Annotated in this window: 21 protein-coding genes; 8 read left to right on the top strand and 13 right to left on the bottom strand. The window is 68.1% G+C overall.

Annotated elements, in window-relative coordinates; genetic code table 11:
* Positions 1-10: 10 nt before the first annotated feature.
* The gene (locus tag FNH24_RS19790) at positions 11-904 is read right to left on the bottom strand and encodes a GNAT family N-acetyltransferase (protein WP_161606220.1); all 894 of its coding nucleotides are present in this window, start codon (positions 902-904) and stop codon (positions 11-13) included.
* Positions 905-987: 83 nt separating this feature from the next.
* On the opposite strand from FNH24_RS19790, the gene FNH24_RS19785 reads away from it, so the two are divergent.
* Positions 988-1,890, top strand: a complete 903-nt coding sequence (locus tag FNH24_RS19785; protein ID WP_152363909.1) for a phosphotransferase family protein — start codon at positions 988-990, stop codon at positions 1,888-1,890.
* A gap of 71 nt (positions 1,891-1,961) precedes the next feature.
* Here FNH24_RS19785 and FNH24_RS19780 read toward each other — a convergent pair whose 3' ends face one another.
* Positions 1,962-3,014, bottom strand: coding sequence for an App1 family protein phosphatidate phosphatase (locus FNH24_RS19780; protein WP_246186977.1), 1,053 nt, complete (start codon positions 3,012-3,014; stop codon positions 1,962-1,964).
* Positions 3,015-3,069: 55 nt separating this feature from the next.
* A complete protein-coding gene (locus FNH24_RS19775) occupies positions 3,070-3,522 on the bottom strand; it encodes a VOC family protein (RefSeq protein ID WP_217428312.1) in 453 nt (150 codons plus the stop codon).
* On the opposite strand from FNH24_RS19775, the gene FNH24_RS19770 reads away from it, so the two are divergent.
* Together FNH24_RS19770 and FNH24_RS19765 are read left to right on the top strand one after the other, a co-directional pair.
* The gene (locus FNH24_RS19770; protein WP_152363907.1) at positions 3,499-4,140 is read left to right on the top strand and encodes a GNAT family N-acetyltransferase; all 642 of its coding nucleotides are present in this window, start codon (positions 3,499-3,501) and stop codon (positions 4,138-4,140) included. The genes FNH24_RS19775 and FNH24_RS19770 overlap by 24 nt on opposite strands.
* Before the next feature lie 156 nt (positions 4,141-4,296).
* On the top strand, positions 4,297-5,559 hold the full coding sequence (locus tag FNH24_RS19765; RefSeq protein ID WP_152363906.1) for a molybdopterin-dependent oxidoreductase: 1,263 nt from the start codon (positions 4,297-4,299) through the stop codon (positions 5,557-5,559).
* Positions 5,560-5,576: 17 nt separating this feature from the next.
* Here FNH24_RS19765 and FNH24_RS19760 read toward each other — a convergent pair whose 3' ends face one another.
* A complete protein-coding gene (locus FNH24_RS19760) occupies positions 5,577-6,356 on the bottom strand; it encodes a helix-turn-helix transcriptional regulator (RefSeq protein ID WP_152363905.1) in 780 nt (259 codons plus the stop codon).
* A gap of 104 nt (positions 6,357-6,460) precedes the next feature.
* Here FNH24_RS19760 and FNH24_RS19755 point away from each other — a divergent pair, with 104 nt between their 5' ends.
* The gene (locus FNH24_RS19755) at positions 6,461-7,786 is read left to right on the top strand and encodes a vanadium-dependent haloperoxidase (RefSeq protein WP_152363904.1); all 1,326 of its coding nucleotides are present in this window, start codon (positions 6,461-6,463) and stop codon (positions 7,784-7,786) included.
* 26 nt (positions 7,787-7,812) lie between these two features.
* Here FNH24_RS19755 and FNH24_RS19750 read toward each other — a convergent pair whose 3' ends face one another.
* Positions 7,813-8,379, bottom strand: coding sequence for a dihydrofolate reductase family protein (locus FNH24_RS19750; RefSeq protein WP_152363903.1), 567 nt, complete (start codon positions 8,377-8,379; stop codon positions 7,813-7,815).
* A gap of 168 nt (positions 8,380-8,547) precedes the next feature.
* Between FNH24_RS19750 and FNH24_RS19745 the strand changes: the two genes are divergently transcribed.
* The gene (locus FNH24_RS19745; protein ID WP_152363902.1) at positions 8,548-9,003 is read left to right on the top strand and encodes a GNAT family N-acetyltransferase; all 456 of its coding nucleotides are present in this window, start codon (positions 8,548-8,550) and stop codon (positions 9,001-9,003) included.
* Positions 9,004-9,333: 330 nt separating this feature from the next.
* On the opposite strand, the gene FNH24_RS19740 is transcribed toward FNH24_RS19745, so the two are convergent.
* A complete protein-coding gene (locus FNH24_RS19740) occupies positions 9,334-10,569 on the bottom strand; it encodes an ISL3 family transposase (RefSeq protein WP_217428311.1) in 1,236 nt (411 codons plus the stop codon).
* Between the two features lie 166 nt (positions 10,570-10,735).
* Here FNH24_RS19740 and FNH24_RS19735 point away from each other — a divergent pair, with 166 nt between their 5' ends.
* Positions 10,736-11,980, top strand: coding sequence for a DUF222 domain-containing protein (locus tag FNH24_RS19735; RefSeq protein WP_152363901.1), 1,245 nt, complete (start codon positions 10,736-10,738; stop codon positions 11,978-11,980).
* Here FNH24_RS19735 and FNH24_RS19730 read toward each other — a convergent pair.
* Both FNH24_RS19730 and FNH24_RS19725 read right to left on the bottom strand, forming a co-directional pair.
* Positions 11,926-12,363, bottom strand: a complete 438-nt coding sequence (locus tag FNH24_RS19730) for a VOC family protein (RefSeq protein WP_152363900.1) — start codon at positions 12,361-12,363, stop codon at positions 11,926-11,928. The two genes, FNH24_RS19735 and FNH24_RS19730, sit on opposite strands and share 55 nt — an antisense overlap.
* 40 nt (positions 12,364-12,403) lie before the next feature.
* Positions 12,404-13,615, bottom strand: coding sequence for an MFS transporter (locus FNH24_RS19725; RefSeq protein WP_152363899.1), 1,212 nt, complete (start codon positions 13,613-13,615; stop codon positions 12,404-12,406).
* A 74-nt stretch (positions 13,616-13,689) separates the two neighbouring features.
* Here FNH24_RS19725 and FNH24_RS19720 point away from each other — a divergent pair, with 74 nt between their 5' ends.
* A complete protein-coding gene (locus FNH24_RS19720; protein ID WP_152363898.1) occupies positions 13,690-14,568 on the top strand; it encodes a LysR family transcriptional regulator in 879 nt (292 codons plus the stop codon).
* Between the two features lie 4 nt (positions 14,569-14,572).
* Here FNH24_RS19720 and FNH24_RS19715 read toward each other — a convergent pair whose 3' ends face one another.
* The 5 genes from FNH24_RS19715 to FNH24_RS19695 form a co-directional block, all read right to left on the bottom strand.
* Positions 14,573-15,079 (bottom strand): pyridoxamine 5'-phosphate oxidase family protein, encoded by a 507-nt coding sequence (locus tag FNH24_RS19715; RefSeq protein WP_152363897.1) that lies wholly within the window; start codon positions 15,077-15,079, stop codon positions 14,573-14,575.
* Between the two features lie 109 nt (positions 15,080-15,188).
* Positions 15,189-15,782 (bottom strand): SGNH/GDSL hydrolase family protein, encoded by a 594-nt coding sequence (locus tag FNH24_RS19710; RefSeq protein WP_152363896.1) that lies wholly within the window; start codon positions 15,780-15,782, stop codon positions 15,189-15,191.
* A gap of 798 nt (positions 15,783-16,580) precedes the next feature.
* Positions 16,581-17,378 carry a sugar phosphate isomerase/epimerase family protein gene (locus FNH24_RS19705; RefSeq protein WP_152363895.1) on the bottom strand — a complete coding sequence of 266 codons (798 nt, stop codon included), beginning with the start codon at positions 17,376-17,378 and terminating at the stop codon, positions 16,581-16,583.
* Positions 17,379-17,384: 6 nt separating this feature from the next.
* The gene (locus FNH24_RS32470; RefSeq protein WP_152363894.1) at positions 17,385-18,407 is read right to left on the bottom strand and encodes an acyltransferase domain-containing protein; all 1,023 of its coding nucleotides are present in this window, start codon (positions 18,405-18,407) and stop codon (positions 17,385-17,387) included.
* Positions 18,408-18,424: 17 nt separating this feature from the next.
* Positions 18,425-20,767 carry a glycoside hydrolase family 95 protein gene (locus tag FNH24_RS19695; protein WP_152363893.1) on the bottom strand — a complete coding sequence of 781 codons (2,343 nt, stop codon included), beginning with the start codon at positions 20,765-20,767 and terminating at the stop codon, positions 18,425-18,427.
* A 77-nt stretch (positions 20,768-20,844) separates the two neighbouring features.
* On the opposite strand from FNH24_RS19695, the gene FNH24_RS19690 reads away from it, so the two are divergent.
* On the top strand, positions 20,845-21,156 hold the full coding sequence (locus tag FNH24_RS19690; protein WP_246186976.1) for a DUF1905 domain-containing protein: 312 nt from the start codon (positions 20,845-20,847) through the stop codon (positions 21,154-21,156).
* Positions 21,157-21,296 lie beyond the last annotated feature (140 nt).

The raw sequence follows: 21,296 nt of genomic DNA, 5'->3' as shown, positions 1-21,296 counted from the left end.
AGATTGTCCGTCAGCCTTGCGGACGGGTCGGACCGATGACGCGGACCCGGTGACCTTCACCGAGGCAGAACACGAACTCCCGCGTGTGCCACGGTTGATCAACAGGCGACGAGAGGATCTTCAGTCCAGCCGCGACGGCACGATCATGCATCACGTCGGTGGGGATGCCGATGTCGACCGTCACCGTCACGGAGGCGATCTCTCCGTCGTCCGCGTCCCTGACATCGATGCCGGGACTTCCGGACCAGGGACCGACGCCCAGCCGGGCGAACGTCGGCGGGTCGCCGTACTCGAAGCTCAGGTTCAGCCCGAGAACCTTGATCAACAATCGGCAGGTCTCCGGGACATCGCGGACCGGCAGGCTGGGCCGGGTGGCGAGGACGGTGCCGTCGCTCGGCTGTGCTGCCCGCGCCATCACGACTTGCTGGGCGGTGTGGTCGGCATAGACCCGGGCCAGCCTGGCCTTCTCGTCGAGTCGCGCCCTCCGCGCGACGCCCAGCGAACGCGTGTTGCGGGTGTCGATCCACGCCTCGACCCCGTCGATGCCCGGCTGCGCCAGCAGATGATCAACAACAACCGGCGCCGCCTCCCCCATCAGACCCCGGCCCCAGTGATCACGCCGGAGGCCCCAGCTCAGACCACGGATCGACGTGCCCTGGTCGAAGAACAGGCCGATCGTGCCCAGGGCCCGAGTGTCCGGACGCAACCGGAGCACCCAGGTCCAGCCGCCGTTTCCGGCCAGCTCCTCGGTCAGCCGAGCGTGGGTCGCCGCCACGTCCACGGTCGGTTCTTCCGGACCGAAGGAATAGTGGTCCGGGTCGCCGTACATGGCGTGCAAGCTTTCGGCGTCCCGATCCGGATCGAGAGGTACGAGCTCCAGCCGCTCAGTCGTCATGGTCGCCATCGCGATCCCCTTTCGTACCTTCTGATATCGGCATCGGAAGATATTCGGATGCCCGACCAAGATCATTAAGCCAGACTTGCGTGATGCTGACAACGCCTCGCCCGATCATCGACTCGGTGGTGCGGTCAATCTGCGGCCGCGACGTCGCGCAGCTCACTCCCCTCGCGGGTGGAGGAATGAGTGAGACCTATCGCGCTGATCTTGCCGGCGGGCTGGTGGTGGTTGTCCGGATCGCGCGTCAGGCCACGCCGTGGTTCGTCGACGAGGCACACCTGATCGCGCAGGCACGAGACGTCGGGGTGCCGACGGCCGAAGTCCTCGGGATCGAGCATCTTGATCACGACGGCGCCTTGCTGTCTTTCTCGATCCAGCAGTTCCTGCCGGGCCGGTTGTTCGCGGACCTCATCGGCGAGTTGGCTGCTGCTGATCTTGAGCGGTTGACCGTTGACGCCGGCGAAATCCTGGCCCGGGTGCACAGCGTGGTCCCGGACGACCAGCTCGGCTTCCGGCACGAGCTGCGATGGCCCGAGGAGCAGGAGGTCGCGCGGATCGCCCGCATCGTCGAAGAGACACTCGACTCGACGGCCGCCGCTGTCATCGAGCGTGGTGCCGCCTTCCTGCGCCGGGAGGTGTCGACCCGTCCCGCACCCCCGCTGTCGCTCGCCCAGGGCGACTTCTGCCCCAAGAATCTCCTGATCCACGACGGGACGATCAGCGGCGTGATCGACTGGGAGTTCGCCGGCCCGGCGTCACCCGCCTTCGACCTCGGCCGCTGGGAGACGATCGCCGGCGACCCGTTGTACGACCGATCGGACCTGCTGCACCGTGGGTACGCCAGGGTCGCCGATCCCGACGCGGCCGGCGACGGCCTCATCCCGGCCTTCTCCATCGACTGGATCCTCGAGATGCTCGCCTGGAAGAACCCGGCCTCGCCGGCACAGTTCCGGCGCGGCGTCGACGTGATCGCCCGTCATACGTCCCCTTGACCGAACCGGAAGGGATGGAGCCAGCCTCTAGGTGCGGGCTGCCCGTTCCCGCTGAGGTTCGGAGTGCAGCCTCACGCCTCGGGCATCACGCCGACGCGCCTCAGCTCGGCGGCCAACGCCGCGCCGTCGGCGCCGTACACCCAGCGGCCCGGAGCCGCCGACGCGCCGTCACGGTTCCGACCGCCGGCCAGTACGGCCTCGCCCGGAGTCAACTGGCGGATCGCCACGGCGGCCAGCTGATCACCGAACCGTTCGGCGAACTCGCCGTAGATCATTTCGTCGTGCTGACCGTCGTCGCCGACGAGCAGCCAGTCGATGTCGGGAAACTCCTCGGCCAACCGGGCCAGATTGGCGCGCTTGTGCTCCGGTCCGCTGCGAAACCAGCGATCCTGCGTCGGTCCCCAGTCGGTCAGCAGCAACGGGCCGGGCGGATAGAGGTTGCGGGACAGGAACCGGGTCAGGGTCGGCGCCACATTCCAGGGACCGGTCGACAGATAGATCACCGGGCTTTCCGGATGTAACGCGGCCAGGCGCTCGTACAACACCGCCATCCCGGGCGTCGGCGTCCGCGCATGCTCGTTGACCACGAACGTGTGCCAGGCGGCCAGCAACGGCCGCGGCAGCGCGGTGACCATCACGGTGTCGTCGATATCCGACACGATCCCGAACCGGGTGGCCGGGTCGATCACGACGATGTCGGCCTCCGCGTGCGCCGATTCGCCGGCTCGCAGGGTGACCGTATGCCACCCGGGCGGCAACGCCACGTCGATCTTGGTGTCGAGCACCCCGCCCCGGTCGGTCGTCGCCGAGAAGGATTGATCACCGATCTCGATCCGGACCGGAGCGTCGACCACCGGGACGCTGGTGAAGTTGCGCCAGCCACGAACGCCCGGCCCGACCAGGTTGCGCCGCTCGCTGCTCGACGCCAGCACGCTGGGTTCCTTGCTCAACAGCACCCGGCCGAGCACCCGGACCCAGCCGGTGCTGCCGTATCCGGTGTAGCCGAGGACGGTCTCCGACCAGCCCCGCCGCCGGGCCCGCCGCCCCCGGAACCGTAACCAGGCGTCGTCGATCCGGGCCGCATGATGGCCGGTGTCCTTGGCGATGTCGGCTGGGCTCCGCACGTCGCTCAGTCTGGCATGGCGGCCAAGCCGGACCGGCGGCGAACTCCGCGGCGGCTCAGCAGACGCAGAACAGGTTCCCGTCGGGATCGGCCATCACCGGTACATCAGGACGGTAGGGCCAATCCACCCGCCGGGCGCCCAGTGACTCGAGTCGTTTGATCTCGGCCGCGTTCTCCTCGAGGCTGTCCGTGTTCAGATCGAGGTGCATCTGGTTGCGCTCGGTCAACTGCAGAACGACGCCGGGGCCGTCCTTGGGAAAGAACGTCGCCGAGTTGTGATCGCGGTGAACCAGTTCGTACTGGGACTCCAGCGCCCGGCCCCAGAACTCCGCGGCCCGCCCGATCTCGGACACGTGCATCACGATCGATCCAAGTCTCACCATCGAGCCTCTCCGTCCCATCGACGTCGGTTTCTCGGAAACGATCATCATTTCATCGCTGGAAAGATCGAGGAAGATCTCGCCGAGATCTGTTATGCAGAGAGGATGACGGTTGCCGATCCTGCCCACCTCTGGCGCGTTCAGCTGGCCCTGGAATGCAAGGCGTTCGACCGTGCCGGCCGCCTGATGCCGGTGCCGTGCGCCCATCCCGATCCCCTGCCCACCGGCTATGCGGTCCGCTATGCCGACGGCTCGACCGAGATCGCCTTCGCGGCCACTGCGCCCGAGTGGTTCGTCCAGCAGGTCAGCCGGGCCTCGGTGGATGAGGTGGTCAACCGGCCGGAATCAATGATCCAGCGGCTCCGAGACGGTGGTGACCAGGTCGTCGTCGACCACTTCCATACCTACAGCTTCGATGACGCACTGCCGAGCGTCCAGCCTCCGGCGATCGTGCGTGAGGGTCCCGAGGCGTATGCGTGCATCCTCGCCGGGCAACGCGTTGCCGGAGCGTCGTCGAGTCGCAGCGACGACGTCGCCGCGGAGTTGTGGATCGAAACCGACCCGGACCATCGACGCCGCGGCTATGCGACGAAGGTCGCGCGGGCGTGGGGAGCCGGTGTACGCGAAGCCGGCAAGATCGCGTTCTACAGCCATCGCCATGACAACACGGCCTCGGCTGCCCTGGCGCGGCGTCTCGGAGTGCGGCCGCTCTTCGAGATCATCGCGCTCGACCTCGCGCACTCTTGATCATCACCAGGTGACCGCGCCTTGATCAACGCCAACGCGTCAAGAACCTTCACCAGCAGGGAAATCGACGAAGGTTCGATGCTGTTCGCGCACGTTATTGCGCCGACTTCCGGGCGGGTGTAGTACGGAAATCGTCTACACACTCGGGGAGTCCTCATGGAGCAACACGAAGCAACACGGCGGGCCGTACTGAAGGGTGGTGGGGCTGCTGTCGCGGGCCTGACCTTGTGGCAGGTGGCGGGACCGGCGCAGGCCTTTCCGCAACAACCGGGATCCGGACCGGAAACAGTGATCGAATGGGACGACGAGGTCCCCGACAGTCCGGTGCCGCCGGAAGGTCTGCGCAATCTGCTCGACTGGGAGCAACTCAAGACCTGGTACACCCCGGCCGACAACTTCTTCGTGGTCAACCACTACAACGAACCCGCGTTGACCGGAGCGGACTGGCGGCTGTCCATCGGCGGGCTGGTTGATCATCGGAAGACCCTGTCGCTGGCCGACCTGCGCGCGGCTCCGCGCCGCGAGGTCGACTTCACGCTGGAATGTTCGGGAAACACCGGCCTGCCCTTCTTCATCGGCGGGATCGGCAACGGCCGCTGGGCCGGCACCCCGCTCGCTCCGCTGCTGAAGATGGCCGGCGTTCGGAAGGACGGCCGCGAAGTCGTGTTCTGGGGCGCCGATGCCGGCGAGGTGACCGTACGGGACAACTCCGGCGTGCTCGAAGGCGGCCAGACCGGCAGCGTCGTGCCCAATTCCAGCGGCGGGCTGGACCTGACGATCACCGAGCGCTTCGCCCGCAGCATGAGCCTGGCCGATGCCATGTCGCCGGACAACCTGCTGTGCTACGAGTTGAACGGGGCTCCGCTCCCGCGCGAGCACGGCTTCCCCGTACGACTCATCGCGCCGGGTTGGTACGGGGTCGCGAACGTGAAGTGGCTGACCGAGATCGAGGTGCGCGACGGCCGATATCAGGGCCGGTTCATGGCCCGCGATTACGTCACGGTCCGCGAGGAGGTCCGCAACGGTCAGACCCGGTGGACGTTTACGACGGTGGCTCGCGACCGGCTCAAGTCGGCGCCCGCCAAGGTCACCCGACGCGACGGCCACTATGCGGTGTTCGGCGCCGCCTGGGGCGCGCCGATCGACCGGGTCCAGGTGCGGATTGATCAAGGTCCGTGGCAGCGGGCGCAGTTGGTGCGCCAGTCCGGCCGCGGTCACGGCTCTCGTGATTTCGCCTGGACATTCTGGCGCTTCCCCTGGGGTCGGCCGCCGGCCGGTCAGCACACGGTGACATCGCGGGCCATCGACAGCAACGGCAAAGTGCAGCCGACGCCGGATGATCCGTTCCTGGCCGCCAAGGTCACCTACTGGGAGAGCAACGGCCAGATCACCCGTCGCGTCACCATCCCCGCCACATGATCAGGACGGCCACGTGATCAGAACGGTCCCGCTCTGAACTCCAACTGAGGCAGCACCTTGACGATGGCCGCCGAGCGACTCGACACCTCGAGCCGCTCGAAGGCGTTCTCCAGATGCTTGCGCACCGTCCCCGAAGCCACGCCGAGTGATCGGGCCGCCTGGCCGTTGGTGTAGCCGGCGGCGACGAGGGCGAGCACCTCCAACTGCCGCGGAGTGAGCCGTGGCGCCGGACCGCTGGCGTGTCGTCGGCGCAACGCCACGAGATGCGGTCGCAGCAGCGTCAACATCAGCACGTCTCGCTCGGTGAAGTCCTTGCCATCGTCACGAAACAACAGGATCCGCTCGTCGCGCGGACCGTCCGGCGGCATCGGAAGAAACAGTTCGTGCTTGATTTCGGCCTCGGCCAGGAAGGCCCCCACGCTGGCCCGCCGGAGTGCCACTCGGGTACCGAAATCGGAAAGCCGGGTCACGGTCCGGTGATCACCGGTGCGTTGCGGATAGTTGCACGCGGGTGAGTCCCAGTAACTGGCCCAGAAGAGGCGCATCATCTCCTCGATGGACGGGTCCTCGGCCAGGTCGACGGCCAGACCGTCCGGGGCCGAGTCGTACTGACAGAGCATCGTTCGGCGCCCGGCCTCCATCACCTGGAAGACCGCCTCGTCGCAGCCGATCAGGTCGGCGATCTCGCGCAACACCTCGCCCGGGATGAAATCGCCCGGGCCGGTCGGCCCCTGCGGATCCACGGCCGACACAAACGAACGGAGGTACCGCTCGCTGATCCCCGATTGGCGTGACATCGTCGCCACCTTTCTCTGCTGAAAGAGTACGCCGATTTCTCCGGTTCGGCTGTACGCCGAACGTCGTATGGCGACGCGCTCGGCCCGCGGATGATCATGACGGCATGTCGACACAAATGATCTTGAACCGCCGCCGGTTCGGCGGCCTGGTGATCCTCGGCTGCGCCGGCCTCGTCGTCTCGAACGGCGTCGCCGAAGCCCAACCGACCGATCGGGCGACCGATGCCGCCGGACCGCTCCTCGCGTCCCGGTGGAACCAGCTCGCACTCCGCACGACCGCTGCCGCGGCGACCAGCCCGGCCGGCGAGGCGCGCACCCTGGCCATCGTGCACACGGCGATGCTGGATGCGGTGGTCGCCGCCGAGAACGGCGGCCGTCCCTACTCCCTGCGGGTCGGCCGGCCGAGCTCCGGATCGAGTACGGCTGCCGCGACCGCCGCCGCTCATCACACCCTCCGCGCCCTCCATCCGGGGCAACGCAAGCAGCTCGACGCGGCGTACTCGGTCGACCGCGATCGGCTCCCTGCCGACCCCTACACCCGAGACGGCCTGGCGATCGGTCACGCCTCCGCCGCCGCGATCCTGGCCCTGCGCACCGGGGACGGAATCGCCGCCCCCACGACGATGCTGCGCTCGATCTCGATCACCCCGTTCGTGCTCGGGGCTGCCGATCAGTTCCGCCCGGAGCCGCCCCCTGAGCTCGACTCCCGCACCTACGCCGAGGACTACGACGAGGTGCGTTCGATCGGCGGAATGGACAGTGGCCGACGATCGCGGGCGCAGACCGACACCGCCCGGCTCTGGGGTGGGACCGCACCGCAGCACTGGAACCGGATCGTCCAGCAACTGGCGATCAACCGGCACCTCTCCCTGGTGCAGAGCGCCGAAACCTTCGCCCTGGTCAACCTCGCCGGGGTCGACGCCTTCGTGGCCGCCGAGGATGCCGGGCCGATCTACGCCAGGTTGCAACCCGTCGCCGCGATCCACGCAGCGACAGCAGGGGTGGCTCCGGCCCGGCCCACCGACCCCGGCTGGTCACCGCTGATCACGGTCTCCCCCGGACCCGAGTACCCGACGCCGGACACGACGTACGCGGGCGCGGCCGAGGCGGTCCTGATCACTCTGTTCGGACCGCGGCCCGGCCGGTTGACGCTGACCAGCGACGCAGCCCCCGGGATCGTCCGCGAGCACATCGAATTCCAGTCCGTGGCGACGGAGATGATCGATGCGCAGGTCTGGGGCGGCGCCCATTGGCGGAGCTCCTGTGTCGCCGGCCGAAACCTCGGCAACCGGGTCGGCCGCCACGTCCTCGAGCACGGCCTCCAGGCCGGGCCGTCGACGCTGCCACCAGTCCGCGATCCCGTTTCCGGTCGGCTCCTCGACCGACTCGACCGCTGGGCGCCCCGCGGCCCGGTCATCACGACTCCGTAGGCGCCCACGAATGTTGATCTTGGACGCTACCTCTTGATCGCGTAGCGCAGCAGGGTGATCCCGTTGTCGAACAGGGTGGCCTCGATCGGGGTCAGGTCCTGGGTGTCCTGGAAGATCCGCGTTCCTTGGCCGCGTGAGGTCGGGCAGACGAGCAGGCGGAGCTCGTCGACCTCACCGGCTTCCAGCAGCGACTGCATCAGCGTCAGGCTTCCCCACAGCCACAGGTCCTTGCCGCTCTGCTGCTTGAGTTCCTTGATCGTGGTGGCCGCGTCGCGGGTCACGGTCGCCGCCGGAATGTCGCCCCAGGGTGCGTCGTCCAGCTTCGAGGAGGCGACGACCTTCGCCAGGTTGTTGAGCTTCTCGCCCCATTCGCCCTGATCCGTCGCGTTCGGCCAGTAGTCCTTGGTCTGGGCGTACGTCGTCGCACCGAGGACCATCGTGTCGACCGAGTCGATGAACGTCATCATGCTCGTCTGATACGGGTCGGTGCTCTGGTCGGAGAACGGCTCCACCGCCACGAAGCTGAGGCCACCGTCCTCCTCCGCGGCGATGTTGTCGGCGGTCACCCACTGCTGGACTATCAGTTTGCGCATGCTCATGATCATCTTTCGTCAGGTCGGTCGGCGTCGTTGATCTTCGTACGCCATCCGAAACAGGATCGCGGTGGAACCCGACGCCGTCCAATGCCAATCTTCTCGCCGACCGATCAAGATCGCTGATGAATGGCATGAGCCCGGCCTCCCCAGTGGCACACTCGCCGGGTGAGGATCAGTCAGGGGAACACGGACGACATCACGGGTCTGGCCCGCCTGCTGTGTCTGAACACCCGGCCCGAAGAGCCAGCACCTGAGGCCGTTGACGCCTTCGCCGCCGAGCTGACGACGTGGTGGTCCGCCCGTCAGGACTCACACCTGGTGTTCGTCGCTCGGCTCGCCCGACCGGAGATCCTCGGCATGGCGTGGGTCGCGCTGATCCCTCGTGTGCCGCGACCGGGCGCCACCAGCCGGCTGTCCGCCGACATCCAGAGCGTCTTCGTCCTGCCCACCCAGCGTGGCCATGGGATCGGCTCGGGCCTCGTCGAGGCGGCCACGGTGCGTGCGATCGAGCTCGGGGCCCTGCACGTGACGGTCCATTCCGGACGCCAGGCCGTGCCGGTCTACGAACGGCTGGGGTTCGCCTCGTCCCGTCAGCTGCTGCAACGGCCACCGAGGCCGTAGCCGTACGACGCCGGTTGACCATGATCAGGAGAATCGCGCCGACATGATCAACTCAGGCCGTCGACCACGGTGAACCCCGGCGCCGACCGACGGGACCATCCATCTCGGAGCCAGGGTACGGCTGGACAGCCGACTAGACAGCTGGGCACCGACACCTAGCCAGCCGAGCCACAGGTGTAGAGCACCGACAACGGCCTGATCGAGGACGATTGGCCGGCCCCGCTTCCACCGGGTTGGGTCCGGCGTCGGGATTTGATGATCATGGCGGAATGCCCTTGTTTCCGGTAGATGTCGGCAAGTCCTGATAGAATCGAACACATGTGGCTCTACTCAGGCTTGTGTGGGTAAGTTGATCTTGATTGAGCTGCAGCAGAGATAGATCATCGCAGTGAGTGATTGAGGGTTGGGGTGTCCGTAGCCGCGGCGTTGGATGACTCTGATCTTGGTGTTGATTCCTTCGAGTCTTCCGTTGGAGAGCTGGTTCTCTGCGGTGGCGACAATCCCGTCGTAGTGAGCGGCGATCCGGTCTCCGAGTTTGATCATGGTTCGGTTGCCGCTGGTCCACGCGCGCCGGATCCATCGTGTGACGTAGGCCGCGGCGCGGTCGGGTGGGACTATGCGGTAGAGGTCTCGGAGTTCTTCTTTCAGGATCCAGGCGTCGTAGAGCTCGGCGCGTTCGGTCCTGATCATGGTCAGGATCTTGCGGTGTTTGGAGGTCAGGCTCTGTTTCGCGCCGCGTAGAGCATTGCGGGCCTTCATCCACGGCCGGGTGTTACGAGCCTCACGGATCTTCGCGGTCAGCGCGGGGATATCACTGGATCGAAACACCGCGTCGAGGGCCTCGGTGGCCCACTTGATCACATGGAACGCGTCGAAGCAGATCTCGGCGTTCGGGGCGTGTTCCTGGGTCGCGGCGATGTAGGCGCCCGAGCCGTCCATCGTGACCGCTTCCAATTGCTCGGATCGCTCAGATCCCAGCTCGGTATAGAACTTGGCCAGGGATGCCTTGGTGTTCCCTTCGCCGACCCAGACCACGTCACCGGTGTCATGATCGGCCACGATGGTGAGGTAGGTGTGGCCTCGCCGGTAGGAGATTTCGTCCACACCGATCCGATAGAGATCATCCAGCCTGGAGTCAGTCAGGTGGCCATCGACGACGCGAGTGACGATCTGATCGATCGCGGTCCAGGAGGCCCGCAAGAGCCGGGCCAGGCTGGTCTTGTCCATCCGCTGCGCCAGCCACGCGGCCAGGTCCTCGAAATCGCGGCTATGCCGGGCACCGGGCCTGGCCCAAGGCACGACCTCGGTCCTGACCGCCGAGCAGGACCGGCACCAGATCCGCGCGATCTCGGCCCGAAGCCACAACCTGGAGCCGGCGAGATCGACGTGACGCCACCGCCGGACCCGGCTGTCATAGCGGGCCCTCGTCGACGCCCCGCACGGGCACCGATACCGGCGTGATCGACGGCGGAGATCGACCGCGATCCCGTCCGGTCCGAACTCGATCCCGACCACCGATGCACCCTGAATTTGCAGGACACGGTTAAATGCTGTGGTGACGCGCACGCGTGACGTCCTTCTTGTTCGGTTGACTTCAGCATCACCAAAACTAGAAGGCCGAACGCGTGCGCGTCCTCACACCCCCAACGACACGCCGGAACACCTTCCACACAAAGGAACCCGGATGATCACCCGCCTCGATCCACCCACACAAACGTGAGGAGAGGCACACATGTTCGAGGGATCGTTGGAGGGGTGTGCTGCGGGGTTGGATGCCCGCGGGATCCTTGACGCGGCCGCCGCCGCGCAACGGGCCCAGGTCATGGCGCAGAACCAACTGTTGGTGTTGGCGGCGGAGTGGGCGGACCGGTTCCCGGCCGACTCGATTCATCCGGACGAGTTGGGGTTGCCGGGGGCGGCGCGTGGGGTTCGTCCGGGTGGGGACGGGACGCCGGAGGTGAACGATCTGGCGATGGTCGATTTCTGTGTGAAGATCGGTAAGAGCACCGGGGCGGGGTTGTTCTTCATCGGTGACGCGCTGGATCTGCGGCACCGGTTCCCACTCCTGTGGGGCAAAGTCCTCCGCGGGGAGTTGTTGGGTTGGCAGGGCGGCAAGATCGCCCGCCTGACCCGCGGCCTGCTCTATGACCAGGCCCGGCTGGTTGATGCCGAGGTGGCTCGGTTCGCCGGGGTGGTGCCCTTCACCAAACTCGAGAACCGGGCGTTGGCGGCGGTCCGCACGGTCGATCCCGAACACTACGAGAAGCTGGTCGGGCGGCGGAAGAAGGAACGTGGGGTCTGGTTGGGCCGGGTTGATGAGGACGGGATGCGGAGCATCCACGGCCGGATCGAGGCGGTGAAGACGAACCGGCTCTACGCCACGGTCGAGGAACTCGCCGGCTACCTGCCCGAGGAGACCGGCAGCGCCGACGAACGCCGCGCCGAAGCCCTCGCCCTGCTGGGCGATGATCTCCGAGCGGCCGAACTCCGCGCCCGGCACCGCCAACCGGAACTGTTCGACGAAGAGCTGGCCGCGGCAGTGGCCGAGATCGCGGCCGAGACCGGGGGTCCGGTCGAGGAATCCGAGGTCCACCCCGCCCTCCGCGACCGACCGTCCGCGGTCGATGTCGAGTCGGCGATCTTCCAGACCGCTGTCCGCCGGATGCTTGAACAGTTGGATCTGACCAAGCTGTTGCCGATCGCTCAGCTGGTGGTTCATGTTGCGGCGGAGTCGTTGGAGAAGGGTCACGGGGTGTGTCGGGTGCCGGGGATCAAGCCGACCACGATGGGGATCGTGCAGGACTGGCTCGGCCACTCCCGGGTCCGGGTCCGGCCAGTGATCGATCTCAACGACACCCCACCACCGGTCGATTCCTACGAGATCCCCCGACCGGCACCGCCGCCACCTACGACTGCGGCTCCTCAGTTGAGCTGTTGGGTCAGCATCACGACGATGCCCTCCGGTCCGCGGACGTAGCACATCCGAACGGTGTCGGCGTAGGTCACGACGTCACCGACGAGCTCGACACCGCGTGCCAGCAGCATTGCGACATCGGCGTCGAGGTCGTCGACACCGAAGGCGATCCGGCGGAGCCCCAGCGTGTTCGACGGGGCGGCGCCGACACCCGGCAGGGCCTGCGGAGACCGGAAGCTCATCAGTTCGAGCCGGCCGTGGCCATCCGGGGTCTCCAGCATGGTGACGTCCACCTGGACTCCTTCGAGGCCTGAGACCTGGTCGACCCACTCCCCTTCGACCAGTCCCGATCCCAACTCCTTGAGCCCGAGCTCGACGAAGAACGAGGTCGCGGCGGCGAGGTCGTTCACCACGATGCTCACGTTCTCCCAGCGCTGAATGGTCATCTGTTTCTCCTCTGGTTGATGATCATGCTCTGATCGGTGATCATGCCCTGCTGGTGATCAGGTCGGGTCGGTGATCTTGAGCCGGTCGGGTCAGCCGGCGCAGGGCCGGGAACAGGATGCCGGATACGGTGACGGAGGCGGCGGCCAGGACAGTGATCGCGGCGGCGGCACCGAGGACCTCGGCGAGGACGCCGGCCAGCACGGCGGCCAGGCCCTGAGCGGTGACCCGGAGGGCCGAGTCGGCGCCGAGGACCTGGCCAACCATCGCCGGCGGGGTGAGCTCCACCAGGAGCTCCTGCTGGGCCAGGGTCGCCGCGAAGCCGACGCTGGCGATCGCCACCAGCCCGGCCGCCACCGGGACTCCGGGGCGGCTGACGAAGATCAGGAACGGTACGGCGAGCCCGAGACTCAGCCACACCCCCACCCGGCGCCGAGCCCAGCTCGGCAGCAGCCGGCCGACCACGACATCCCCCGCGAGCATGCCGAGCGCTGCGGCCACGAACAGCGGACCGGCTCCGCTGCCGGCGTACGGCACGAACAGCGCCTCACAGCCGGCGATCAGGCCGTTGGGCACGCACAGAGCGACCACCAGCGGTCGCACGGACGTGAGCTGCCACAAGGCCCGGTGGCCCTGCCAGGTCTCGCGGATACCGACCCGCCCGCTGCGCCGGGCCGGCCGGTCACCGATCCCGAACCAGGCCACCGGTATCGCCAGCGCGGCCAGGCCGGCACCGATCCAGAGGATGGCGCGCGGATCCAAGATCAACACCAGCGCACCGCCGGCGGCGAATCCCACCACCTGCATGACGCCGACGGACAGGTTCATCGCCGACCGTCCGAGCGCGTACGCGTCCCGGGCGAGCACCTGGGACAGCAGCCCCCAGCGGGTGCCGCTGCCGATCGACAACACGTAGGAGGCGCCGAGCAGGACCAGCACGCGGGCCACCGCGTCGAGGTCGAAGGCGGCCTGGAGGGCGTGGGCGCCGGCCATGCAGACCGCCGCGATGACCAGGACGATCCGCGGCCGGGCCGTGTCCGCGGCCGACATCAGGGTCAGCGCCCCGACCAGCTGCACGGTCGACGGTCCGAACATGGCGACCGCGGTCAGGAAGGCCGACCCGGTCTGTGCGTACACGATCGTGGCCAGCGTGAGCCCGGCCATCGTGGTGGATGCGACGCCCAGCGCGTTGCCCACCCACAGGGCGCAGAATTCGCGGCTCCGCAGGAGCTGTCGATAGGTGTTTCCGGCCATGATTCCAGCCTCGACGCCGACAAAGCATTCGTCTAATGCCAATTCTGTCGGCAAATGATCAGTAGAGTTGATGGATGCTCGATGTGGCGCGGTTGAAGGTGTTGGCGGCGGTCGCCCGGCACGGGTCGGTGACGGCGGCGGCCAAGGAATTGAATTACGCCCAGCCCTCGGTGAGCCACCATCTGGCTCGGCTTGAGGCCGAGGTCGGGCTGCGGCTGACGCAGAAGGTGGGCCGCGGCATCCGGCTGACGCCGACCGGCGACCTGCTCGCCCAGCGCGCGGCGGAGATCCTCGGCCGGGTCGAGTCGGCCGAGGCCGAGCTGGCCGCGATCGCCGGGCTGCGCACCGCCCGGGTCCGGGTCGCCGGCTTCCAGTCGATCTTGAGCACGGTCGTCGCCGACACCGCGGCCGCCTTGCACGCCACCGTTCCCGACCTCGAGCTCATCCTCACCGACGTGCACCCGACCGTCGCACTTGATCAACTGCGCAGCGGGGCGGTCGACGTCGCCGTGATCTTCCGGTACGACGACACGATCCCCGACGACATCCGGGCCCAGCACCTGTTCGACGATCCGATGCAGCTGGTCAGCCGCTCCGCGGAACCACAGACGTTGATCGACCATCGCGATTCGCCGTGGATCGAGGGGTGCCCGGGCTGCCGTCAGGACTTCCTGAACGCCTGCGATGCCGAGGGCTTCACCCCTCGAATCGTGCACAGCAGCGATGATCCGGTGGTCAAGCAGGCCCTGGTGGCCGCGGGCCTCGGCGTCACGGCCATCCCCGAGCTGTCGCTGCAGAGCTACCGGCATCCCGGGGTCGAGGCCGTCGAGCTGGCAGGCTTCCGGCGGCGCATCTACCTGGCCACGTTCGGCGAGCCGCCCAGCGATCCGGGTACGTCAGCGTTCGTCGAGGCCCTGCTGGCGGCAGTGGCCGCGCGCGACCTGGCAAGCTGATCGATCAGTTCAACGCGCCCTGCTGACGTTCCTGCTGTCGCTGGATCAGTTCCTCCACCGCGCTCGGCAGCGTGGTCTCGAAGTCGATCAACTTCGCCCAGGTCGGCGTGACGACGATCCGGACCATCCCGTCATAGAGCGCGAGCACCGATGCCTCCCACTCGACCCGCTGTTCGGGCGTCATCTCGTAACTGCCGTTCAGCTGGAGGTATTCGTCGGGGACGCCGTCGACGAGGTCGAGCTCGGCCCGGCCGCGGATGAGCAGCAGCTTCGGCGGGTGCACCTCGGTGTCGATGGTCAGCGCCACCATCGGGTTCTGCCTCAGGGCGTGGAGCTTCGGCGCGTTCGTCGCCGTACACATGACGATCGTCGTGCCGTTCCAGGCGAACCCGATCGGGACGTTGCGCGGGGTGCCGTCCTTGGCGACATAGGCCAGCCGGGTCAGAGCGCGAGCCAGCAACTCCTGGCTCAGCGGGCGGTTCAGGACCTCGTTGATCTCGTGTGACTCCATGGGATCAAGCCTCGACGACCGCTACCCATTCGTCCAATGCCAATTCCTGCGACTAATGATCGATTCTGTTGATGAGTGCCGACGAGGTCGATCGAGCGGCGTCAGCCGGCTACTGCCGGTACGTCTGCAGGAAGGTGGTCGCGATCAGCCGGTGCCCGGATTCGGTCGGATGGACGCCGTCGGCCGCGAGCTCACCGAGCGGCGTGATCGCGGCCGCCGCGTTCAGCACGGCGTCAGTCGGCACCAGTTCGACCGTGTGCTGCCCGGCCAGTCGCCGGATCGCGGTGATCTTGGGATCGAGGTCCTCCCGCCAGCCCCACTGCGGGTCGTCGACCGGTGTCAGCACCGGCTCCAGCAAGATCAACCGGCGTACCCCGGCGGCCCGGGTGCGCGCGATCAGATCGGTGTAGTCGGCAGCGAAGTCGTCGGTCGTGGTGGGATCGTCGCCGTCGTAACGGCGCCAGGTGTCGTTGATCCCGATCATGAGGCCGACCGTGTCCGGCTTCAGCTCGAGCACGTCGTGGTCCCAGCGGGCCACGAGATCGCGGACCCGGTTGCCGGAGATGCCGCGGTTGATCACCGGCCGGTCGGTCAGCTCGGCCCCAACCAGCCCGGCCCAGCCACTGCCCAGTGAGGTGTCGTCGGTGCGGTCTCGGCCACAATCGGTGACCGAGTCGCCGATCAGGACCAGCGGTGATTCCATGATCACGATCTTAGGGGACGGTCTGTCGTTCCCCGGAGCCTGGTTCCACCGATGGGCGCCGCAACCGGACCGGTGAGCTGAGCCGGGCTTGTTCCGTTCCCTGAGCCTGTCGAAGGGCGGGCCAGACCGCGCCGTTCTCCCGGGTTTCGGCCTGACGGCCGAGGAAAGACGCATCAAAGGGCGGGCGGGTTGTTGCGGTTGGTCCGCATCACGGCCGGCCGTCGACGATCGTATTCCACCGGAGCCCGCACCTCGCCGGGTGATCGGGACATTTGATCATCGAGTGTGACGTTTCCCGGCTCCGAAGCAACGATCGAGCCGGGAATCGTCACAGTCGATGACCCCGGAGCAAAACCCCAGCGACGGGAATCGCCCCGGCCGCCCGAAACGCCATCGAAACCGCCGATCCGTGGCGATCATGACCCGAAGCCCAGGCACAAACTCGACCCTCACTCCGATCGACACCTCAGGGAACGGAACCAGCCCGGCTCTGTGTTCTGTCGCATGCGAGTGGACCCTTTGGCCACGCAGCAAGCGCTTCCGGCGTGGCCAATGCGTCCACTCGGCAAGCGCACCCGCACCGCTCGGCCGAGGCCGATCCCGGCAACCGTCCGGCGGCCGGCAGCAGAGGGCCGAGCCCTGCTCAATCCCGCCCGTCCTAGGCGCGCTTTTCGTCTTTCACCGAGCTCAGCCGCCGCGCCTGGTCCGAACGACGTGCAACTGTGGTGTCGCCCTTCGACAGGCTCAGGGAACGGAACACCCAAACGTCCACCTGCCGAATCGACGATCAGGTTCGGGTCAGTCGAAGATCTCGCCGGCGATCGCATGCTGGACCTCGAGGTTGGCCCACTCCTCCGGCTCGGTGCCGTCGTAGACCAGGGCCAGCGGGCCGGTGTAGGCCGCCGTTCGCAGCGTCCGCAGCGATTCCGCGAAGTCGTCCCGGTCGGGGCCGTCGGCCGCGAAGTGACACTTGGCGTGGCAGGTCTCGGCTCGCGGGGCGATCGCGGCGAGCTGGGCGTACTTCTCCGGCCCGGTCCAGTTGCCGAGGTCGATCAACAGGCCGACCCCATCGCCGGCAGCGTCCAACACCGCGTTGACCTCGTCCGGCCCCGGGGTCAGGGCGAGCCAGTTCTCGGTCACCACCCGGACGGCGGGATGCCGGTCGGCGAGGTCGGAGAGCCGCTCGCCGCTGGTCCGGAGCCGCTCCGGATCGGGCGTCTGCTGGCCGGCGATCACCCGGACCCGGGCGGCACCGAGCGCCTCGGCGTCGTCGATCCAGCGCGAGATCCAGGGCAGGTCGACCTCGGTCGCGGTCGGCCCGATGAGATCCCCGTCGTCGATCAGCACCGCATCGAGCGTGATCGCGGACTCCTCCAGGGCCGACCGGAGTTCGGCCAGATACGACGCGTCGCGCTTGGGCAGGTGGAAATGGCAGAGCTGCACCGTGTCGTAGCCGCGACTCGCCAACTCGGCCGGCAGGGCAAGCAGACTCAATCCGGCACCGGGCGGGGCCGGAGGATCGGCCCGGCCGGGAGCGTCACCGGACCGGTAGGTGCCGAGCGTGCGGTGCAGGGACCAACTGGAGACGGCCTTCATGGTTGATCATTCTGCCCCCTGCCTCGCTGCCGCCGACAGGCGGAACCAGCCGGTACGGAACCGCCAGGTCCGGCCGGCCTTGACGTGATCGACGATGCCGCGTTGCAGCGAGGTGTCCCGGGGCAACACGTCGAGGTCGGCGAACGGCCGCTTGAAGATGAACTCGACCACCGTCTCGTTGAGGTCGGGGCCCGTGTCGGGAGCCAGGGTGAAACGCTCCTGGAACTTGATGATGTTGCTCTCCGGATCGAGATACTCCTTCAGCTGCGGGTCCAGCACCCAGGAGCCACAGACCGCATAGCGGTACGGCTCCTCCGGGAAGTGCCGGCCGAAGAACGCGGCGGCCCGGGTCAGCGAGTCGTCGCAGGACTCCGGGGTCAGCCGGCCCTCCGGGATGTGCAGGGCCAGCGCCGGGGCACCGATCGGCGGGGCGTCCGGGCCCGGGCCGGGATCGAACGTGATCATGGTCCGTTCGACGTGCAGCCGGCCGAGCACATAGACGGCGCCGCGGTAGTGATGGGTCAGCCAATTCTGGGTGTGCAGCCCGCCGCTGCCGTGCAGGGCCCGCCGGTTCCTCAGCTGATCCGCGAGAACGGCGAGAACCTCGCGAGAGCTCTGCTCGGGGATGCCGCGGGCCCGGTGATGCGCCCGCGCGGCCGGCAGGGCCGCGATCAGCACCCAGACATAGAGATAGCGGCCGACCGGTCCGAGCTCGTCCGGCAGATCGGGCCACGGACTGAGCGGGGCGATCGTTCCCTGCCGCGCCCGGAGCACCGTGACGCAACGCTCCAGCAGCCACCACAGGCCGGGTGTGCGCTGCGGGTCCGGCCGGGCGGCGAGCAGGTCGGTCCGGTCCGCCGCGGACAGCCCGAGCCGGTCGAGTTCCCGATCCAGCTCGGCGTCGTCGGGCAGCCGGACCGGCTCAGACGGGGCATGCCGTGCCAGCTCGTACAGCGGCAGCACGGCCGAGGCGGGCAGTCTCAATTCGCCGACCAGCTGCTGGATGTGGGGAAGGTCAGCTCGCGACACCGAACTCACCATCGAAATCACAAGACCGAGCTTTCCGTGCCGGCGCGCAGGGTGAGCCGGGTGCTGTCTTCGGGCCACCGGACCACGAGTTCCCGATCCGTGTCGGCGATCACCGAGGCCTCGGCCAGTGCGCCGTCGCGCCAGCGCAGCGACACGGTCAGTCCGCCGCGGGCCCGGACCCGGGACAGCGAACCGGCCGACAGCTCCGGCGGCAGCGCCGGGAGCAGGATCAGTTCGCCGGAATGGCTTTGCAGCAAGGATTCCAGCAGCCCGGCGACGTAACCGAAGTTCCCGTCGATCTGGTACGGCGGGTGGGCGGCGAACAGGTTCGGATAGAGACCGCCACTCTGCCCACCGCGATCGGTCGTCATGTCCCGGAACACCAGTCGGAGCAGGTCCGAGACCTTGGTCGGCTGCCCGAGTCGGGCCCGCAGCGCGAGCTTCCAGGCCAGCGACCAGCCGGTCGACTCGTCGCCGCGGGCGTCCAGGCTGGCCGCCGCCGCCGCGGTCCGATCGGGGTCACCGTCATGATCACCGGGATAGAGGAAGTAGAGGTGCGACACGTGCCGGTGGTGCGGTTCGGACTGCTCCGGATCGGCCAGCCATTCCCGGATCAGGCCGTCCCGGCCGGGTGCCGGGGCGGGGATCCGGTCGGCGGCCGCGGCGGCGGCCCGCACTACCGGATCGTCGGCGCGGCCGAGCCGATCAGCCAGTTCGACCAGGTGCCGCAACGTCTCGCTGATCATGGTCAGGTCCATCGTGGACGAGCTGCCGACACCGTAGGACTCGCCGTTGATCAGGAACGCGTTTTCGGGTGAGGTGGACGGCGCCGTGCCGAGGGTGCCGTCCGGTCCGTCGATCAGCCAGGCCAGCCCGAACTCGGCGGCGCCGTGCAGGGCCGGCCACACTCGTTCGCGGGCGAAGGATTCGTCCCAGCGGTACGTCAGCCGTTCGGTGAGGTGCCGGACCAGCCAGAACCCGGCCAGCGGCCACATCGACCAGCGCGGCTGGCCGATCCCGGCGCCGGGCATCGCGGTGTAGCCCCAGCCGTCGGTGTTGTGATGGGCCAGCCAACCCGGCAGACCGTACTTGTCCCGGGCGGTGCCGGCACCGTTCCGGCGCAGCACGTCGATCAGGTCGTACAGGGGCTCGAGGCATTCGGTCAGGCCGGTCGCCTCGGCCGACCAGTAGTTCATCTGCAGATTGATGTTGATCGTGTAGTTCGACCGCCACGGGGCCGGCAGCCGGTCGTTCCAGATGCCCTGCAGGTTGGCCGGGTGGCCGCCCGGCCGGGAGGAACTGATCAACAGGTAGCGGCCGTAGTTGAACAACAGCTCGGCCAACCCCGGATCGGCCGCGATCGCACCGCGCGGATCCTGGTTGGCCCGGAGCAGCCGACGATCGGTCGGTTCGGCCGAGCCGGCACCGGAGAGTTGCAGTGCCACCCGCGTGTACAGCGGGACGAAGGCGGCGAGATTGCTTTCCTGCAACGTATCCGGGCCGGCCGCACGGGCACGCCGCAAGCGATCAAGGGCGTCGCGCCGACAGTCCTCCGGCCCGTTCAGCTCCGTCCGGCCGGCCGCCAGCGCCGCCAGGCCCGGGTGCCCGGTCGTGGCCGTGACCATGATCACGCAGCGTCGCACCCCGGTGGCGCGCAGGGTCTCGGACTCACTGACCTCGGCGCCGTCGTGCCGCCAGGCGACGGCGACGGCGCCGCGTAACGCGGCCGTCGGATCGTCGTCCCAGCCGATCGAGTCCCGGCGCAGGTCGACGTCGCTGGGCAGTTGGAGGTCGGCCGTGATCACGCCCGGCTCGCCGGCGGTCTTGATCAACCGCAACGGGGAGTCGACGCCCAGCCGGAGCCCGGTCGGGAGGTCGGACTCGACTACGAGCACCAGGACCGAGGGATCCGCGGCCACGTAGGCCGTCCGGCGCACGCTCCCCCGCGTGGTCTCGATCAGCTCGCTGTGGGTCGCGGTGGAAAGATCGAGTTCCCGCCGGTACGTCAGCGCCTCCCCGACCCCGTCCTGCTCCAGGCTCAGGTCGACGAACGGCAGGTAGGACTGGCTGTCGCCGTCCTGCAGCCGGATCGCGGCGGCCTCGGCCCGGGCATGATCACCGGCCGTGAGCGCCTCCCGGATCTCCGCGACCACCGCCGTCCCCGGCGGCTGATCATGATCAAGGGTGCGGCCGGCGCTTCGCGGTGACCCGGACCAGGCCGACCCGTGATTGACCTGGATCCGTTGCCGAGCGACCCCGCCGAAGATCATCGCCGCCAGCTTCCCGTCGCCGAGCGGGAGCGCCGCCAGCCAGTCGTCCGCCGGCGCGTCGTACCAGAGACGGTGCTCGCCATCGATCATGGCGACAGTCTTTCAGGGCGGTTGTCCGCGCCGAGCACTAGGCTCAGCCGGAGAACCCGGCAGAAGGAGCCAGCACGATGGGCGAGATCGACGGCCTGACCTTCGAGTTCAGCGGCGCCGTCTGGCACTGGCGCGGGCCCTCGCCGTACTACTTCGTCACCGTGCCGGAGGAGGAGAGCGCCGTCATCCAGGAGCTCAAGGCCGCGCTCACGTACGGCTGGGGCGTGATCCCGGTCAAGGCGCAGATCGGCGACACCGAGTGGACCACCTCGCTGTTTCCCAAGGACGGCGGCTATGCACTGCCGCTCAAGGACGCGGTCCGCAAGGCCGAGGACCTGAGCGAGGGTTCGGTGGTGGACGTGATCATGGCGCCGACCCGATCGCCCTGAATCCCACTCCTGGCAGCGATCTGGGGTAAAGATCTTCCCCAGCCGAGTTTCGCTTTTCTGGTTGCGGCCGCCCTGCCCTGGGTGTAGGACAGGCACAGGGGGGCGGTCCAATGGTGGAACGCCCGAAATCGGGGGGATTC

This window comes from Microlunatus speluncae, from assembly GCF_009299835.1.
GTDB lineage: Bacteria > Actinomycetota > Actinomycetes > Propionibacteriales > Propionibacteriaceae > Microlunatus > Microlunatus speluncae.
This window is presented reverse-complemented; position numbering and strand designations above follow the sequence as displayed.

Excerpts from the sequence above, each read along its gene's own strand:
- FNH24_RS19710 (WP_152363896.1), bottom strand. The coding sequence starts at position 15,782 with ATGGAATCACCGCTGGTCCTGATCGGCGACTCGGTCACCGATTGTGGC.
- FNH24_RS19730 (WP_152363900.1), bottom strand. The coding sequence starts at position 12,363 with ATGACCATTCAGCGCTGGGAGAACGTGAGCATCGTGGTGAACGACCTC.
- FNH24_RS19725 (WP_152363899.1), bottom strand. The coding sequence starts at position 13,615 with ATGGCCGGAAACACCTATCGACAGCTCCTGCGGAGCCGCGAATTCTGC.
- FNH24_RS19690 (WP_246186976.1), top strand. The coding sequence starts at position 20,845 with ATGGGCGAGATCGACGGCCTGACCTTCGAGTTCAGCGGCGCCGTCTGG.
- FNH24_RS19735 (WP_152363901.1), top strand. The coding sequence starts at position 10,736 with ATGTTCGAGGGATCGTTGGAGGGGTGTGCTGCGGGGTTGGATGCCCGC.
- FNH24_RS19695 (WP_152363893.1), bottom strand. The coding sequence starts at position 20,767 with ATGATCGATGGCGAGCACCGTCTCTGGTACGACGCGCCGGCGGACGAC.
- FNH24_RS19755 (WP_152363904.1), top strand. The coding sequence starts at position 6,461 with ATGTCGACACAAATGATCTTGAACCGCCGCCGGTTCGGCGGCCTGGTG.
- FNH24_RS19760 (WP_152363905.1), bottom strand. The coding sequence starts at position 6,356 with ATGTCACGCCAATCGGGGATCAGCGAGCGGTACCTCCGTTCGTTTGTG.
- FNH24_RS19770 (WP_152363907.1), top strand. The coding sequence starts at position 3,499 with ATGACGGTTGCCGATCCTGCCCACCTCTGGCGCGTTCAGCTGGCCCTG.
- FNH24_RS19750 (WP_152363903.1), bottom strand. The coding sequence starts at position 8,379 with ATGCGCAAACTGATAGTCCAGCAGTGGGTGACCGCCGACAACATCGCC.
- FNH24_RS19715 (WP_152363897.1), bottom strand. The coding sequence starts at position 15,079 with ATGGAGTCACACGAGATCAACGAGGTCCTGAACCGCCCGCTGAGCCAG.
- FNH24_RS19785 (WP_152363909.1), top strand. The coding sequence starts at position 988 with ATGCTGACAACGCCTCGCCCGATCATCGACTCGGTGGTGCGGTCAATC.
- FNH24_RS19790 (WP_161606220.1), bottom strand. The coding sequence starts at position 904 with ATGGCGACCATGACGACTGAGCGGCTGGAGCTCGTACCTCTCGATCCG.
- FNH24_RS19705 (WP_152363895.1), bottom strand. The coding sequence starts at position 17,378 with ATGAAGGCCGTCTCCAGTTGGTCCCTGCACCGCACGCTCGGCACCTAC.
- FNH24_RS19720 (WP_152363898.1), top strand. The coding sequence starts at position 13,690 with ATGCTCGATGTGGCGCGGTTGAAGGTGTTGGCGGCGGTCGCCCGGCAC.
- FNH24_RS19765 (WP_152363906.1), top strand. The coding sequence starts at position 4,297 with ATGGAGCAACACGAAGCAACACGGCGGGCCGTACTGAAGGGTGGTGGG.